The sequence below is a fragment of the Gallaecimonas xiamenensis 3-C-1 genome (assembly GCF_000299915.1).
GTDB classification, from domain to species: domain Bacteria; phylum Pseudomonadota; class Gammaproteobacteria; order Enterobacterales; family Gallaecimonadaceae; genus Gallaecimonas; species Gallaecimonas xiamenensis.
The window spans coordinates 79,526-94,052 of record NZ_AMRI01000015.1 but is presented as its reverse complement, the minus strand read 5'-3'; the positions used below and the strand labels follow the sequence as shown (position 1 = coordinate 94,052).

The following is a 14,527-nucleotide window of genomic DNA, read 5'->3' as shown; positions in this document are numbered from 1 at the left end:
CTCACAAAACAACCAAAGGTAAATGCAGTTCAACTGGTAGGCGTTGACAGCTTAACGGCTATCCCTACACTAGCCAAGCTAAGACGAACAAGAAGGACAGCCCGTGAGCCTGCGTAACGATTGGACCATTCCCGAAATAGAAGCCCTCTTCAACCTGCCGTTCAATGATCTGTTGTTCCGTGCCCAGACCGTGCACCGGGCAACCTTCAACCCCAATGAGGTGCAGGTCAGCACCCTGCTGTCCATCAAGACCGGCGCCTGCCCGGAAGACTGCAAATACTGCCCCCAGTCCGGCCACTACCACACCGAAGTGGAGCGCGAGCGCCTGTTGGAAGTGGAAAAGGTGCTGGAAGAGGCCCGCCGCGCCAAGTCCATTGGCGCCACCCGCTTTTGCATGGGCGCCGCCTGGAAAAACCCCAAGGAAAGGGACATGCCCTATGTGATGACCATGGTCAAAGAGGTCAAGGCCCTGGGCCTTGAGACCTGCATGACCTTGGGGATGCTGAGCGCCGATCAGGCCAGCGCCCTGGCCGATGCAGGCCTGGACTATTACAACCACAACCTCGACACCAGCCCCGAGTTCTACGGCCAGATCATCACCACCCGCACCTACCAGGACCGCCTGGACACCCTGGGCCATGTGCGTGAGGCCGGCATGAAGATCTGCTCCGGCGGTATCGTCGGCCTGGGCGAAAACGCCCGCGACCGCGCCGGCCTGTTGCAGCAGCTGGCCAACCTGGAGGTGCAGCCTGAGTCTGTGCCCATCAACATGCTGGTCAAGGTCAAGGGTACCCCCCTTGAGAACGTCGAAGATCTCGATCCCATCGAATTCGTCCGTACCATAGCGGTGGCCCGCATCCTGATGCCAAAGAGCCATGTACGGCTGTCGGCCGGCCGCGAGAAGATGACCGACGAGATGCAGGCCCTGTGCTTTTTCGCCGGTGCCAACTCCATCTTCTACGGCGACAAGCTGCTGACCACCAAAAACCCTGAGGCCAACCGCGATCTGCAGTTGTTCAAGCGCCTTGGCATCAATGCCGAACAGCGCCATGACGCCGACGACGAAACCACCGAAGCGGTACTGGCCGCCCAGGTGGCCATGGAAAACGCCCCGACCAACTACTACGAAGTGCGCTAAATGCTCGACCAATGGTTAGGCCCGCGCCTGGAAAAAGCGCGGGCCGACGGACTCTGGCGCCAAAGTCGGCCGGTAGCACGGCTGGGCCAGGGCTGGGTCAGGGTCCAGGGCCAACAGGCCCTGGACCTGGCCGGTAACGACTACCTGGCCTTGGCCAGCGAAGGGCAGGGCAGCGGCAGCGGTGCCAGCGCCTCGCCCCTGGTGTCGGGGCACAGCCAGGAACACCAGGCCCTGTGTGACCGGCTGGCCCATTGGCTGGGCTTTGAGTCGGTCAGGCTCTTTTGCTCCGGTTTTGCCGCCAATAGCGGCGTCTTGTCCCTCTTTGCCGACCAGCCGGTATTCCATGACCGCCTCAACCATGCCTCCTTGCTGGACGGCAGCCTGCGCCGCCCGGCCAAGACCGTTGGCGGGGCTTTTCGCCGTTATCGCCACCTGGATCTGGCTCAGCTCAAGGGCCTGATCCGAGCGCCCAGCCTGGTTGTCAGTGACGGCGTCTTTTCCATGGACGGGGATTGTGCCGACCTGGCGGGGCTAAAAGCCCTGGGCCAGACCCTCTACGTGGACGACGCCCACGGCCTGGGGGTGTTGGGGGCTGAAGGCCGGGGCCTGATGGAAGCCCAGGGCGCCAAGCCCGATATCCTGATGGCCACCTTCGGCAAGGCCCTGGGTGCCGGAGGCGCCTTTGTGGCCGGCCCCCGGGTATTGGGAGAGGCCATCGACAATTTTTGCCGCGAGTACATCTACTCCACGGCTTTGCCCCTTGCCACCCTCGACTTGGTGTCGGCCAACCTCGATAAGGTCCAGCAGCAAGGCTGGCGCCGGGAAAAACTGGCCGAGCTGGTGGCCCATTTCCAGGCCGGCTGCAACAAACGGGGGCTGCCGGTACTGGCCTCCAATACGCCCATCCAGCCGCTGCTGTGCGCCAGCAGCCAAGGGGCTTTGGCGCTGTCACGCCAGTTGCTGGCCGCAGGCTACTTTTGCCCGGCCATCCGCCCCCCGACCGTGCCCCAGGCGCGCCTTCGCATCACCTTGAATGCCGGGCTGAGCCTGGCTCAGCTCGACGGGCTCCTCGATTGCCTGGAGGCGCACCATGTCCCTGGCTGATGTCGCCCGTGCCTTTGGCCAGGCAGCCGGCCAATACGATCGCAACGCCGGTTTGCAGCAGCAGGTGGCGGACTGGCTGTTAAGCCAGGTGCCGGGGCCGGTGGCGCGGGCCTTGGACCTGGGCTGCGGCACCGGCTATTGCCTGGCGCGCCTTGAGGCCCATACCCTGATGGGCCTGGATATCAGCGCCGACATGCTGGCCCAGGCCGCTGCTAAGGCGCCCGGGGCGCTGTTACTTCAGGGCGACGCCCAGCAGCTGCCTTTGGCGTCGGCCAGTGTCGACCTCGTGGTGTCGAGCCTGGCCCTGCAATGGTGCGCCAGTTTGGAGCTTGCCCTTGGGGAACTGGCCCGGGTATTGGCGCCGGGTGGCCAGGCCCTGGTGGCACTGCCCCTGGCCGGTAGCCTCAAGGAGCTCAGCCAGGCCTGGGGCCGGGACAGAGGCCATGTACTGGCCATGCCACAAGAGCATCAGCTCAGGGCCATGCTGCCAAGCCAGGCCCACCTTGAGGTACGGGACTTTGTGATGCACTTTGCCGACCTTAAGAGCCTGCGCCAAAGCCTTAAAGGCATAGGGGCCCACCATGTGCCGGAGCGGGCCCAGGGGCTGACCGGCAAGGGCCCTTACCGGCAATTTGTGGCGGCCCTTGAAAGGCAGCGTACCGCCCTTGGCCTGCCCCTTACCTACCGAATTGGATTACTGTCATGGCAAAACGCCTTTTTGTAACGGGCACCGACACCGACGCCGGTAAAACCCATATCAGCTGCGCCATCCTGGCCCACCTTGGCCGGATGGGCCAACAGGTGGCGGGCCTAAAACCCATCGCCTCCGGCGGCAGGGACGATGCCGAGCGCCTGTGGCGCCACTCGACCCTGCAGCTGCACCTGGACAGCCACAACCCCTTTTATTTTGCGCCGCCCATAGCCCCGCACCTGGCCGCCGGCGAAGCCGGGGTCAGCCTGGATGTGGCCAAGGTGTTGGCCGCCATGGCCCCCTGGCAACACCAACAGGCCGACTGGCTGCTGATGGAAGGGGCAGGGGGCTGGCGCGTGCCACTGAATGAGACAGAAGGCTTTGCCGATCTGGCCAAGGCCTGGGGCGGCGGTGTCATCCTGGTGGTGGGCATGAAGCTTGGCTGCGTCAACCACGCTTTGCTGAGTGCCGAGGCCATTGGCCGCGACGGCCTTGAGCTTATCGGCTGGGTGGCCAACTGTGGCCTGGGCCCCATGGACCGGCTGGATGAAAACCTTGCCTATCTGGAACGCCACCTGGGGGCGCCGCTGCTGGCCCGGGCCGGCCATCAGCCGGACCCCGCTGCTATCGAAGTGAACTGGCATCCGTGCTAGGCTGCCCGGCCTGACCACAGGAGGCTAAAGATGCAATACCAATGGGTGCTGTTTGACGCGGACGAGACCCTGTTCCGTTTCAATTCCAAGGGTGGTTTGCAAAGTCTGCTGGCCGATTACGGCCATACCATGACCGACACCTGCTTCAGTGATTTCCAGGCCAAGAACCTGGTGCTCTGGGACCGCTACCACAAGGGCGAGATTGACGCCAAGACCCTGCAAGAAGACAGGTTCAGCCAATGGGGCCAGCGCTTTGGGGTCAGCCCCCAGCAGCTCAACCAGGGGTTCCTGGACGCCATGGTGGACCATTGCCCGCCCATGGAAGGGGCCCACAGCCTGCTGCACAGCCTCAAGGGCCGGGTGAAGCTTGGCATTATCAGCAACGGTTTTGCCTCCATGCAGCCCGGGCGCCTGGCCAAGGCCGGCTGGAGCGATGTCTTCGATCTGGTGGTGACCTCGGAAGAAGCCGGTATCGCCAAGCCCGATCCGGCCATCTTTGCCTTTACCTTCGACAAAATGGGCGGTAAGCCGCAAAAGGCGCTGATGGTGGGGGACAACCCCCATGCGGACGTGGTGGGAGGCAACAATGTGGGCCTGGACACCTGCTGGTTCAACCGCCATCGCCTGGACCGGCCCCAAGGGGTTAACCCCACCTATGAGGTGGCGGCCCTTGAAGAGCTTCAGGCCCTGCTGGCCTGAGCCGATCTTAAGGTCCCCGGCGTCTGGCCGGTGGCCTTCTTAAAGGCCCGTGAAAAAGCGGCGCTGGAGCCATAACCCAGTCGGTACACCACCTCGGCCAAGGCCATCTTGTCCTGTTCCAGCCATTGCCTGGCCAGCTGCATGCGCAGCTCGGTCAGGTATTGCAGTGGCGCCAAGCCGGTCATGGCCTTGAAGCGTTCGGCAAATACCGAACGGGACATGCCGATCTGGGCCGCCATGCTGGCCACAGTCCACTGTTGCCCCGGATCTTTGTGCAGCGCCGCCATCAGGGCGCCCAGCCTTGGCTCCTTGAGCGCCTGAACCCAGCTGGCCCCGCCTGTGCACTGGCATTCTACCCAGCCCCGGATCAGGGTTGCCGCCAATACTTCGGCCAGCCGTGACAAGATCCCCGCCGCCCCGGCCCGCTGCAAAGCCGACTCGCGGCGCATGGCATCCAGTATGGCGCCAAGTTCGGGGTATCTATCCAAGAGGGTGCCCACATGGATAAGCTCCGGCATCTGCGCCACCAACGGCTGCATGGGCCCCAGATCCATATCCATACAGGCACTGAAAAACTGGTGCTGGCTATTGGCATCGTTACCCAGGCAGGCAAAATGATCGCAGACCGGATCGGCCGCCAAGGAGAGGATGTCGGCACAGGGCAGATCGTTGGCGGTCAGCAGGGCATGGGCAGGTCCCCTAGGCAGCAGCACGGCGTCACCGGCGGCCAGCAGCTGGTAACCGCTGTCGGTACGCAGCACCAGCTCACCCTTGGTGACAAAGTGCAGCTGGCTGCGCCCTGGCTGGTGGGCGTAGCTTAGGCCAAAAGGCGGATCGGCCAGTACATGGCGGTAACAGACCCCGAACAGGCGCATGCCCATCAGCAGTTGGCTCAACCTGTCCTGGCCCGTGACAGTATTCTCAGACGATTTATCAATCATTGCGGACTTGGTGTGATAGTTCGTCCTAAAAGCCTACCGTATTCTTGGCCTCGATTTCAGTCATTATCGAGGTAAAACATGTCCGGACCCCAAACTGCCACCAACGACACAGCCCTGAGCGGCACAGGTGGCTGGCCTGCCGTCTGGTCCATCGCCATGGGGGTCTTTGCCCTGGTGACGGCAGAATTCCTGCCGGCCAGCCTGCTGACTCCCATGGGGGAGGCCCTGGGGGTCAGTGCCGGCCAGATGGGCCAGGCCGTGACGGTGACGGCGCTGATGGCCCTGCTGGGAGGCCTGGCCATAGTGCCCCTGACCAAAGGCATTGACCGGCGCCGGGTCATGGTGGCCTTGAGTGGGCTGATGTTGGTGTCCAACCTGGCGGTGGCCCTGGCCCCCAACCTGTGGGTGTTGTTAGCGGCCCGTATCGGCCTGGGCCTGGCCCTCGGGGGCTTTTGGGCCATAGCGGCGGCCACTACCATCCGGCTGGTCAGCGAACGGCAAGCTCCCAAGGCCCTTTCCCTTATCTTCAGCGGCGTGCCACTGGCGACCATCACGGCGGCCGGGCTGGGTAGCTACCTTGGAGGCCTTTGGGGGTGGCGTGAGGTCTTTGCCATGGCGACGTTGCTGAGCGCCCTGACCATGGCCGCCCAATGGATGTTGCTGCCACCCTTAACAGCCCAGGCCGGGGGCAGCATGGCCGGGCTTTGGGCAGTGCTTAAGCGCCCCGGGCTGGGCTTGGGGATAGGGGTGGTAACCCTGATCTTTACCGCTCATTTTGCCGGTTTTACCTACTTGCGCGACTACCTGGAGCACCAGCAACTGGGACTGCAGGTGATTTCGTTAGTGTTGTTGGGCTTTGGCCTGGCCAACTTCTGCGGCACCTTGCTGGCCGGGCGCCTTATCGGGCGGTACTTGCCGAAGGTATTGCTGGGTGCCACAGTCGCATTGCTGATGGCCCTGTTGCTGCTGGGCTTGCTGGACCAGGGCAGTGCCTTGCTGGGCCTGGTGATGATAGTGCTTTGGGGCCTGGCCTTTGGCGGCACGCCGGTCAGCTGGTCCACCTGGGTTACCCAAGTGGTTCCGGATCAGACCGAGAGTGGCGGTGCCCTTATTGTCTCGGCCATTCAATTGGCCATTGCCCTGGGGGCGTTGATGGGCGGCGTTATCGTCGACACCAGCGGCGCTGGCGCCGTGATGCTGGCCAGTGGCCTGGTGCTGCTGGTGGCAACCCTGATCCTGGTGGCCAGCCGTCGCCGCCTGCATTGAAAAAAGCCGCCCTTCGGGGCGGCTTTATTACAAGATGCGCCTGGCGGTCCAGTAATGGGCCTGCCAGTAGGGGTCTTTGAGGGAAGAAAGCATCACCCCCTGGCTGGTGGAGGCGTGCAGGAACAGCCCCTGGCCCTGGTAGATCCCCACATGGCGGCTGCGGCCAATCTTGAAAAACACCAGATCCCCTGCCAACAGCTCCCCCTGACCTACCCAGCGTCCTTCCTTGACCTGCGCGGCCGTGGTGCGGCTAAGGGCTGTGGCGAACTGGTCCCGGAAGGTGATCTGGGTAAAGGCCGAGCAGTCCACGCCGTTCTTGGTGGTGCCACCCAGCCGGTATTTAACCCCCCGCCATTGGCGGTACTGGTCTTGGAGTTTGGCTGCCACCGGGTCCTTGGGGGCAGGTGAGGCTTCAGGGGGTAAAGGGGGCGGGCTGGCGCAGGCGCCAAGCAACAGGCATAGGCTGATAAGGGCTCTTTTCATGGGTAAGGCATGGGCAAATTTGGCCCACCCTAACATTGGGCCAAGCCCTTGCCCAGCCGGGCAAGGGCTTGTTTCAGCGGGAGTTCAAACCCAGCACCTGGGTCATCCAGGCGCCTATGTCCTTCACCTGGGGCAGGCAAAGGCTGTGCTCCATGGGGTAGCGGCGGTACTGGGGCTGATAGCCCATGGCGGTCAGGGCCGATTGGGCCTGTTGGCCCAGCACCTCCGGCACTACCGGGTCTTGCACACCGTGGTGGATGGCGATGGCAAGGTCCCGGTTGGCCTGGTGGGGCACCACAGAATCCTTGGTGGCAAAGTAGGTGGACAGGGCCAGCACGCCGGCCAGGGGCTTATCGAAGGCCAGGGCCATTTCATAGGCCACGGCCCCGCCCTGGGAAAAGCCGGCGATGACGATACGGTTGCTGGCAATGCCCAGGTCCATTTGCGCCTCTACCAGGGCCTTGATGGCCGCCGCCGACGCCCGCAGCTGGGTTTGGTCGAGCTTGCGCTCGATGTCCAGGCTCAAAATGTCGTACCAGGCGGGCATGATGTAGCCGCCATTGACGGTGACCGGGATGCTGGGGGCGTGGGGGAAGATAAAGCGCACGGCGGCGCCCTGGGGCAGGCCAAGTTCCGGCACAACGGGGGCAAAGTCGTTACCGTCGGCTCCCAGGCCGTGCAGCCAAATCACGGCGGCGTCGGGGTTGGGGCCGGTTTCCAGGGTCAGGTGGGGTAGCAGTTCCATCAACAGGTCCATCAAAAAAGGCAGCCGAAGCTGCCTTTGTTTTTACTCGATACCCAGCAGTTCCACTTCGAACACCAGGGCGGCGAAGGGCGGAATGGCGCGGCCGGCGCCTTGCTCACCGTAGGCCAGATCGTGGGGAATGGTCAGGCGCCATTTGGAGCCCACCGGCATCAGTTGCAGGGCTTCAACCCAGCCTTTGATCACGCCGGTGACCGGGAAGCTGATGGGCTCACCACGGGACACGGAGCTGTCGAACACGGTGCCGTCAGTCAGGGTGCCGTGGTAGTGCACCTTGACCTTGTCGGAAGCGCTGGGCACAGCGCCGTCGCCTTTGACCAGCACTTCATACTGCAGGCCGGAATCGGTGACGATAACGCCGTCTTTCTTGGCGTTGTCGGCCAAGAAGGCGTCGTTGGCCTTGGTGAAGGCGGCGTGCTGGGCCTTGGCGGCGTCTTCCAACTGGGTGCGGATCACGTCGAAGGCGGCATTGATGTCGTCGGGGGACACGGCGAACTCTTCACCGCGCAGGGCATCGGCCAGCCCTTGTTGAACGGCGGCAATGTCCAGGCCGTCGAAGGCTTGCTGGGCCAGTTGGTCGCCCATCTGGCGGCCAACGCCGTAGCTGGCTTTCTGTTCTGTGGTTTGGTACTCGGCCATCTTGTCACTCACTGTGCTTGGCTTAAAAGAAGGGGGATAGTAGCAAAGCCCCCGGCGGTTCGCATCCCGGCTCAGAGCCAGTGGCTCAGACTGCTGCCGGCCTGCACCTCATCGGTTTGCCCAAAGCGCATTAAATAAGCGGTTTTATCCCCCAGCAACGCGAGCTTGTTCCCGTCCAGGTGCAGGACCGTACCTTCCGGTAGGCAGGCCACTTGCTCTTGGGGATTGAGGGTCAAGAACTCGGTCAGGCGCTCGCTGCGGGTCTCACCGTTGTGGCCCGGCTGCACATAGTCGGTGAAGTGGGGGTTTATTTGGAAGGGCAGCAGGCCCAGGGCGTCGAAGCTCGGGGGGTAGATGATGGGCATGTCGTTGGTGGTACGGATACTTTTGCCGGCCACGTTAGACCCTGCGCTCCAGCCGATATAGGGCAGGCCCTTGGCCACCTGCTCGGCAACGGCGCCTACCAGGCCCTGGCTGTAGAGCTCGCTCAGCAGACGAAACGTATTGCCGCCGCCCACGGCAATGGCCTTGGCCTGGCGCACTGCCGCCAGCGGGTCTTCTGCGCTGTGAATACCGGTCACGGTAATGCCCAAAGGCGCCAGGGCCTCGGCGACCTTGGCACTGTAGTCGTCCCAGCCGATGGTCACGCCGGCGTAGGGAATAAACAGCAGCTCCCGTTCGTCGCTTTTGAGCAGGGCATCGATATAGGGCAGGGCATGGGTCAGGTAGGGAGTGTCACCGGCGCGGGATGCGGAAAGCAATAAGGCACGCATAGCAGGAAACCTTGTGGGCAGTGGAAAGTCACAAATGATAACGAATTTTCTGTGGGGGTGGGCTTGAAAAGCGAAAGGGCGGACATATTATGTCATCAGACCAACGCGTCTTTGACCAAAGGAGTCTTATCGTGAAACGCGTCATCCTGTTCCTGGCAACCAACCTGGCGGTGATCCTGGTGTTGTCCCTGGTCCTTAACCTGGTGCTGTCGGCACTGGGGGTCCAGTACCATTCCATCGGCGGTTACCTGGTCATTGCGGCCGTGTTCGGCTTTGGCGGCAGCTTTATCTCTCTGCTGATGTCCAAGTGGATGGCTAAGCGCTCCACCAGCGCCTATGTCATCGAGCAGCCCAAAGACCAGATGGAGCAGTGGCTGGTACAGACCGTTGCCCGTCAGGCCGAAAAGGCCGGCATCAAGATGCCGGAAGTGGCCATCTACGATTCCCCCGACATGAACGCCTTTGCCACCGGCCCCAGCCGCAACAACTCCCTGGTAGCGGTGTCCACCGGCCTGCTGTACAAGATGGACAGGGACGAAGTGGAAGCGGTGCTGGGTCACGAAGTGTCCCACATTGCCAACGGCGACATGGTGACCATGACCTTGATCCAGGGCGTGCTGAACACCTTCGTGATGTTCTTTGCCCGGGTAGTGGCCAGCGTCATCTCCAACGCCACCCGCAGTGACGACGAAGAAGGCCAAGGCCTGGGCGGTATCGCCTACTTCATCACCGTCATGGTACTGGAAATCATCTTTGGCCTGCTGGCGTCCGTTATCGTCGCCTGGTTCTCCCGTCAGCGTGAGTTCCGCGCCGACGCCGGTGGTGCCGCCCTGGCTGGCCGCCAGAAGATGATCAGCGCCCTCGAGCGCCTGGGCCGCGCCCATGAAGAGCCGCATCTGGAAGGCCAACTGGCCGCCTTCGGTATTCAGGGCAAACGCTCCCTGGCCGAACTGATGATGAGCCACCCGCCCATCGAAAAGCGCATCGCCGCCCTGCGCGCCGCCTAAACCCTTCTTATTCCTGCCAAAGGCCGCATCTGCGGCCTTTTTTCTGCCTGCTCGCCAAATCCTGCCTAGTCTGAAAGCAAGACTTCTCATCCACCGGGAGCATTGCGGATGGACATGTTATGGAAAGGCCCCTGGCAAAGCCTCGAGCACCTGACGATCAACGACCATGACCTGGACGGTACCGTGCTGGGCCTTTACGAAGGCCGCCCCTTTGCCCTGGACTACGAGATCCGTTGCTTCGCCTGCTGGCGCACCCGCCAGGCCACGGTAGTGCCCAAAGGAGGGGATCCGGTAATGGTGACAGGGGACGGAGAGGGCAACTGGCTGCTCAACGGCGAGCCTCAACCCCAGTGGCAAGGCTGTCTGGACGTAGACCTCGGCTTTACCCTGGCCACCAACATGCTGCCCATCAAACGCCTGGGGCTGGTGGTGGGGGACGACAGGACCGTTAAGGTGCTCTGGTACCGTTTTCCCCAGGGTTACTTCGAGGTGGTAGAGCAAAACTACGCCCACCTGGCCCCCCAGCTGTACCGTTACACCAATAAAGCCACCGGCTTTACCGCCGAACTGTCCATCGACGATAACGGCATGGTTAAAGACTACGGCGAGCTGTGGAAGCAGCCTCGCTAGGATGACCGGTCATCACAACCGCATTTTTGCTGGCCTTAAGGGCGGGTTTTGTTCCCGGCTTAGACCTTCTAAAACACCACTCTAACTTACCAAAAAATCAATTTTAAAATCTAACAACAAACCTTGACTGCATCTTTTTTGTGCCTATTATTGTGTGTAATGTAAATATTACATCTTTACGTAAAGGTGCATCATGACCACCAACCCCTTCGGCCAGCAGCTCAGGGCCAATCGTGACAACGTATGGAAGGCCGCCCAGGCCCTGGTAGAGCAGGGTTCACAGCCGTCGGTGAACAACGTGCGCAGCTGGCTGGGGGGCGGTTCCAACAGTTCCATCAGCCGCTATTTGCAGGAATGGCATGCCTCATCTCAGGAAGAAAGGAGTGTAAGGCTGGCTACACCTTTACACCTTCAGCAGTCATTGGATGCCCTCTTTCAGCAGATGGAGGGGGAAAAAAAAGCCGCCATCGACTCCGCAGAACAGGCGGTACTGGACAAGGTGGCCCAGCTGCAGGCCGAGCGGGACCAGGCTCTTAACGAGTTGGCCGAGGCCAAAGAAACGCTGGCGGCTTTGGGCAACCAATTGGCCGAGGGCCAACGGCAGCTGCAACAGGCCAAGGACGAGCAGTCCCAACAGCAGAAGTTACTCACCGAGAGCCAACGCCAGGTGGCCCTGCTGCGCCAGCAAGCCAGCCAATGGCAACGGGAAGCCGAAGACAACAGGGCCCAGGTCAGCCACCTTTTCCACCAGCAGCAGCATTTCCAGGAGCGCTGGCAGGCCGAACAGAGCAAGCGCCAGGAAGCTTTCGAAGAGGCTCGCTGGCAATGGCTGCAGCAGGAACGCCAGCTTCAGGAGCAGGTACAAAGCCTGGGTGAGGAAAACCGCAACTTAAGCGGTATGGTCAGCGGCTTCCAAGAGGCCAAGGTACGGCTGGAAAGCCAGCGGGCAGAGCTGTCTCGTCAGCAGGGGCGCATTGCCCTGTTGGAAGGGGAGCTTGCCAGCAGCAACCAGCGTCTGGCCGAGCAGCCTAAGGTGGACTTGGTAGCCCAATTTGAGAAGCAGCAGTCGATGCTGGTTGAACTCAGCCAGGAGCTGGGCTTTTTGACCGAACAGGTGAAAAAACGCCAACAGCTGAAAAGCGAACTGGAAGCCATCAAATCGAGCCTGGGTAACCCATGACCCTGCCGGCGCTACCCGAAGACTGGATACTGGCCGCCACGGCCCCCAGTACCCGCAGCCAATACCAGGCAGGCCTCAAGCAGTTTGTTACCGCCGGTTTCACCCTGCCGGCCAGCCCCAGCCAGCTCAAACGCTACCTGGGGCTGAAAGGGGCCAGCCTCAGCGTCAGCACCCTTCGCAGCCATATCAGTGCCATCAAGCTCTGGCATCGCCAGCAAGGTTTTATGGACCCGGTAAATGACGAGGTGGTGCTGGCCCTTAAGGCCCTGTCCCGGCTGCAAAAGGGCCAGGACAAGCGCAAGGCCCGTACCTTGAGCCGCAGTCAGTTGGAGGCCTTGCTGGCCAGTTGCCAAAACGATGGCCTCTTGGGTTGGCGGGACGGTTTGATGATAAGCCTTGGCCTGGCGGCGGCCCTGCGCCGCTCGGAACTGGCGGCCCTGACCTTTGCCGACTTGGACGACAGCGAAGCCGGCCTTAGTCTGCAGATCCGTTTTTCCAAGACCGACCAGACAGGGCGAGGCAAGCAGATGGTGCTGCCGGCCCTGCCGGCCCCTTTTGAGCCCAGGGCCTGGCTGGCCGGTTGGCAGCAACAAAGCGGCCTTACCAGCGGCCCGGTGCTCAGGGCCATCAACCGCCACGGCCAGGTGCAAGAAAGGGCCATGAGTACCCATGGCCTCAACCTTGCCCTGCAAAAAAGGGCTACGGCCCTGGGACTTGAAGGGGTCAGCTGCCACAGCCTGCGCCGCAGCTTTGCCACCCTGGCGGTACGTAACGGCGTCAGCCTGGTGGATATCGCCGCCGTGGGCCGTTGGCAGAGCCTGGAAAGCTTGAAAGAATACGTCGACACCCTACCCAAGGACGCCATTGCCAAGGCCTTTTCATGAAGCTTCGGCCCTACCAGCAAGAGGCCGTTAAGGCCACCCTCAGCTATTTTCGTAAAAACCGCGAACCGGCGGTGCTGGTGCTGCCCACAGGGGCCGGCAAGAGCCTGGTGATCGCCGAGCTGGCGCGGCTGGCCAAGGGGCGGGTGCTGATGTTGACCCACGTGGCCGAACTGGTGGCCCAAAACGCCAGCAAATATGCCCAGGTGGCGGACAACGGCAGCATTTTCTCGGCCGGCCTTAAGGCCCGGGAAGCCGGGGGCAAGGTGGTTTTTGCCTCCATTCAATCGGTGGCACCAAACCTGGGGCAGTTTGATACGGACTTTTCCCTGGTGGTGATAGACGAATGCCACCGCATCGGCCCTGACGAGGAAAGCCAGTACCAAAAGGTGTTGGCCCATTTCAACACCAGCCTGGTGCTGGGGCTGACTGCTACTCCTTATCGCCTCGACAGTGGCTGGATTTACCAGTTCCACGCCAAGGGCCAGGTGCGCAGCCAGGAGGCCAAGCTCTTTAAATACTGCATCTATGAGCTGCCCCTTCGCCAACTGGTACAAGAAGGCTACCTGACTCCGGTGCAGATGGTGCCGGCCCCGGCCATTCGCTATGACTTTAGCGGCGCCGTGGAAGGCTGGACCGAAGCGGCCCTGGACCGCGCCTTGGCCGGGCAAGGGGCCTTGACCCCAGCCATCGTCGACCACCTGGTGTCCCTTTGCCAGGACAGGCGGGGGGTAATGATCTTCGCGGCCAGCCGCAAACATGCCAGGGACATTCTGGCGCGGCTACCGGCAGAGGAGGCGGCCCTTATCTTGGGAGATACCCCAACCCCTGAGCGCCAGGCCCTTATTGAGGCTTTCAAGGCCAGGACGCTCAAATACCTGGTTAATGTGTCGGTGCTGACCACCGGCTTTGACGCCCCCCATGTGGATGTCATCGCCCTATTGCGCCCCACCCAGTCGGTGTCCTTGTTCCAGCAGATGGTGGGGCGGGGCTTGCGGCTTTTCGAGGGCAAAAATGACTGCCTGGTGCTGGATTACGCCGGTTCGGGCTTTGACCTTTTTAGCCCGGAGGTGGGGGAGCCCAGGCCACCCGGCACAGTGCCTGTTACCGTGCCTTGCCCGGTCTGCGATTTTCCCAACAGCTTTTGGGGCAAGGTGGATGAAGGCGGCGACATCATCGAGCACTACGGCCGCCGCTGCCAGGGGATGACAGGGCCCAAGCAGCAGTGCGATTTTCGCTTTCGCTTTCGCCTCTGCGGCCAGTGCGGCGGCGAAGCGGACATTGCTTCGCGCCAATGCCCCCATTGCCAGGCCAGTATGGTGGACGTGGACAAGCAGCTGCGCGACGCCATGAAAAACCGGGATCAGCACCTGTTTCGGGTGGCCGAGATGGCCGCTGCCGTTGAGGCGGGTGCCTTGGTGCTGGAGTACCGGGACTTGGACGGCCAGCCCTTTACCGAACGCCTGAGCCTCGGCAGCAAAGGACTGCGACGCTTCCTGGCCGAGGCTAACCCGGCACCCGGGGTACGTTTTCTTCCTGATGACCAACGCCTGGCCGGGCACCTGTCGATGCTGCGCCACCCCCGTTTTTTGCTCCTGAAAAAGGACAAGGGATGGCGGCTTGGCCAACGCATCTTTGACTACCAGGGCAGGGTAGAGAGCCACCTGTCTGAGGACTAG

General features: G+C 62.2%; 16 protein-coding genes. 11 read left to right on the top strand and 5 right to left on the bottom strand.

Going from position 1 to position 14,527, the window contains the following annotated elements; genetic code table 11:
- Positions 1-103: 103 nt before the first annotated feature.
- From bioB to yjjG, 5 genes are read left to right on the top strand one after another with little or no spacing between them, the layout of a single operon-like run.
- Positions 104-1,138, top strand: coding sequence for a biotin synthase BioB (gene bioB, locus B3C1_RS11720; RefSeq protein WP_008485027.1), 1,035 nt, complete (start codon positions 104-106; stop codon positions 1,136-1,138).
- Positions 1,139-2,242, top strand: coding sequence for an aminotransferase class I/II-fold pyridoxal phosphate-dependent enzyme (locus tag B3C1_RS11715; protein WP_008485026.1), 1,104 nt, complete (start codon positions 1,139-1,141; stop codon positions 2,240-2,242).
- The gene (locus B3C1_RS11710; RefSeq protein WP_008485025.1) at positions 2,229-2,966 is read left to right on the top strand and encodes a methyltransferase domain-containing protein; all 738 of its coding nucleotides are present in this window, start codon (positions 2,229-2,231) and stop codon (positions 2,964-2,966) included. Before B3C1_RS11715 ends, B3C1_RS11710 begins: the two co-directional genes overlap by 14 nt.
- Positions 2,945-3,586 (top strand): dethiobiotin synthase, encoded by a 642-nt coding sequence (gene bioD, locus B3C1_RS11705; protein ID WP_008485024.1) that lies wholly within the window; start codon positions 2,945-2,947, stop codon positions 3,584-3,586. Before B3C1_RS11710 ends, bioD begins: the two co-directional genes overlap by 22 nt.
- 30 nt (positions 3,587-3,616) lie before the next feature.
- On the top strand, positions 3,617-4,285 hold the full coding sequence (gene yjjG, locus B3C1_RS11700; RefSeq protein ID WP_008485023.1) for a pyrimidine 5'-nucleotidase: 669 nt from the start codon (positions 3,617-3,619) through the stop codon (positions 4,283-4,285).
- Here yjjG and B3C1_RS11695 read toward each other — a convergent pair.
- On the bottom strand, positions 4,267-5,181 hold the full coding sequence (locus B3C1_RS11695; protein ID WP_008485022.1) for an AraC family transcriptional regulator: 915 nt from the start codon (positions 5,179-5,181) through the stop codon (positions 4,267-4,269). The two genes, yjjG and B3C1_RS11695, sit on opposite strands and share 19 nt — an antisense overlap.
- A 123-nt stretch (positions 5,182-5,304) precedes the next feature.
- Between B3C1_RS11695 and B3C1_RS11690 the strand changes: the two genes are divergently transcribed.
- Complete coding sequence (locus tag B3C1_RS11690) at positions 5,305-6,492, top strand: MFS transporter (RefSeq protein WP_008485021.1); 1,188 nt, start codon at positions 5,305-5,307, stop codon at positions 6,490-6,492.
- A 27-nt stretch (positions 6,493-6,519) separates the two neighbouring features.
- On the opposite strand, the gene B3C1_RS11685 is transcribed toward B3C1_RS11690, so the two are convergent.
- The 4 genes from B3C1_RS11685 to pepE all read right to left on the bottom strand — a co-directional run bounded on the left by B3C1_RS11685 (position 6,520) and on the right by pepE (position 9,150).
- Positions 6,520-6,975, bottom strand: a complete 456-nt coding sequence (locus tag B3C1_RS11685) for an NlpC/P60 family protein (protein WP_035482008.1) — start codon at positions 6,973-6,975, stop codon at positions 6,520-6,522.
- A 73-nt stretch (positions 6,976-7,048) separates the two neighbouring features.
- On the bottom strand, positions 7,049-7,720 hold the full coding sequence (locus tag B3C1_RS11680; RefSeq protein ID WP_035482004.1) for an alpha/beta hydrolase: 672 nt from the start codon (positions 7,718-7,720) through the stop codon (positions 7,049-7,051).
- A gap of 42 nt (positions 7,721-7,762) precedes the next feature.
- Positions 7,763-8,377, bottom strand: coding sequence for a BamJ family beta-barrel-assembly machinery protein (locus tag B3C1_RS11675; RefSeq protein ID WP_008485017.1), 615 nt, complete (start codon positions 8,375-8,377; stop codon positions 7,763-7,765).
- A 71-nt stretch (positions 8,378-8,448) separates the two neighbouring features.
- Entirely contained in the window at positions 8,449-9,150 is a 702-nt protein-coding gene (gene pepE / locus B3C1_RS11670) for a dipeptidase PepE (RefSeq protein WP_008485016.1), read from the bottom strand.
- Between the two features lie 131 nt (positions 9,151-9,281).
- Here pepE and htpX point away from each other — a divergent pair, with 131 nt between their 5' ends.
- From htpX to radD, 5 genes are all read left to right on the top strand, one after another.
- Positions 9,282-10,157 carry a protease HtpX gene (gene htpX, locus B3C1_RS11665; RefSeq protein ID WP_008485015.1) on the top strand — a complete coding sequence of 292 codons (876 nt, stop codon included), beginning with the start codon at positions 9,282-9,284 and terminating at the stop codon, positions 10,155-10,157.
- A gap of 108 nt (positions 10,158-10,265) precedes the next feature.
- Complete coding sequence (locus B3C1_RS11660; RefSeq protein ID WP_008485014.1) at positions 10,266-10,787, top strand: putative glycolipid-binding domain-containing protein; 522 nt, start codon at positions 10,266-10,268, stop codon at positions 10,785-10,787.
- Positions 10,788-10,980: 193 nt separating this feature from the next.
- Positions 10,981-11,967 carry a DNA-binding protein gene (locus B3C1_RS11655; protein WP_008485011.1) on the top strand — a complete coding sequence of 329 codons (987 nt, stop codon included), beginning with the start codon at positions 10,981-10,983 and terminating at the stop codon, positions 11,965-11,967.
- Positions 11,964-12,851 carry a tyrosine-type recombinase/integrase gene (locus tag B3C1_RS11650; RefSeq protein ID WP_008485010.1) on the top strand — a complete coding sequence of 296 codons (888 nt, stop codon included), beginning with the start codon at positions 11,964-11,966 and terminating at the stop codon, positions 12,849-12,851. The genes B3C1_RS11655 and B3C1_RS11650 overlap by 4 nt, the downstream gene beginning before the upstream one ends.
- The gene (gene radD / locus B3C1_RS11645) at positions 12,848-14,527 is read left to right on the top strand and encodes a DNA repair helicase RadD (protein WP_008485009.1); all 1,680 of its coding nucleotides are present in this window, start codon (positions 12,848-12,850) and stop codon (positions 14,525-14,527) included. Before B3C1_RS11650 ends, radD begins: the two co-directional genes overlap by 4 nt.

Bases quoted from the DNA above. Each gene is read 5' to 3' on its own strand.
- B3C1_RS11655 (WP_008485011.1), top strand. From the start codon at position 10,981: ATGACCACCAACCCCTTCGGCCAGCAGCTCAGGGCCAATCGTGACAAC.
- bioD (WP_008485024.1), top strand. From the start codon at position 2,945: ATGGCAAAACGCCTTTTTGTAACGGGCACCGACACCGACGCCGGTAAA.
- B3C1_RS11690 (WP_008485021.1), top strand. From the start codon at position 5,305: ATGTCCGGACCCCAAACTGCCACCAACGACACAGCCCTGAGCGGCACA.
- B3C1_RS11650 (WP_008485010.1), top strand. From the start codon at position 11,964: ATGACCCTGCCGGCGCTACCCGAAGACTGGATACTGGCCGCCACGGCC.
- B3C1_RS11710 (WP_008485025.1), top strand. From the start codon at position 2,229: ATGTCCCTGGCTGATGTCGCCCGTGCCTTTGGCCAGGCAGCCGGCCAA.
- pepE (WP_008485016.1), bottom strand. From the start codon at position 9,150: ATGCGTGCCTTATTGCTTTCCGCATCCCGCGCCGGTGACACTCCCTAC.
- B3C1_RS11675 (WP_008485017.1), bottom strand. From the start codon at position 8,377: ATGGCCGAGTACCAAACCACAGAACAGAAAGCCAGCTACGGCGTTGGC.
- B3C1_RS11660 (WP_008485014.1), top strand. From the start codon at position 10,266: ATGGACATGTTATGGAAAGGCCCCTGGCAAAGCCTCGAGCACCTGACG.
- radD (WP_008485009.1), top strand. From the start codon at position 12,848: ATGAAGCTTCGGCCCTACCAGCAAGAGGCCGTTAAGGCCACCCTCAGC.
- B3C1_RS11685 (WP_035482008.1), bottom strand. From the start codon at position 6,975: ATGAAAAGAGCCCTTATCAGCCTATGCCTGTTGCTTGGCGCCTGCGCC.
- B3C1_RS11715 (WP_008485026.1), top strand. From the start codon at position 1,139: ATGCTCGACCAATGGTTAGGCCCGCGCCTGGAAAAAGCGCGGGCCGAC.
- B3C1_RS11680 (WP_035482004.1), bottom strand. From the start codon at position 7,720: ATGGAACTGCTACCCCACCTGACCCTGGAAACCGGCCCCAACCCCGAC.
- yjjG (WP_008485023.1), top strand. From the start codon at position 3,617: ATGCAATACCAATGGGTGCTGTTTGACGCGGACGAGACCCTGTTCCGT.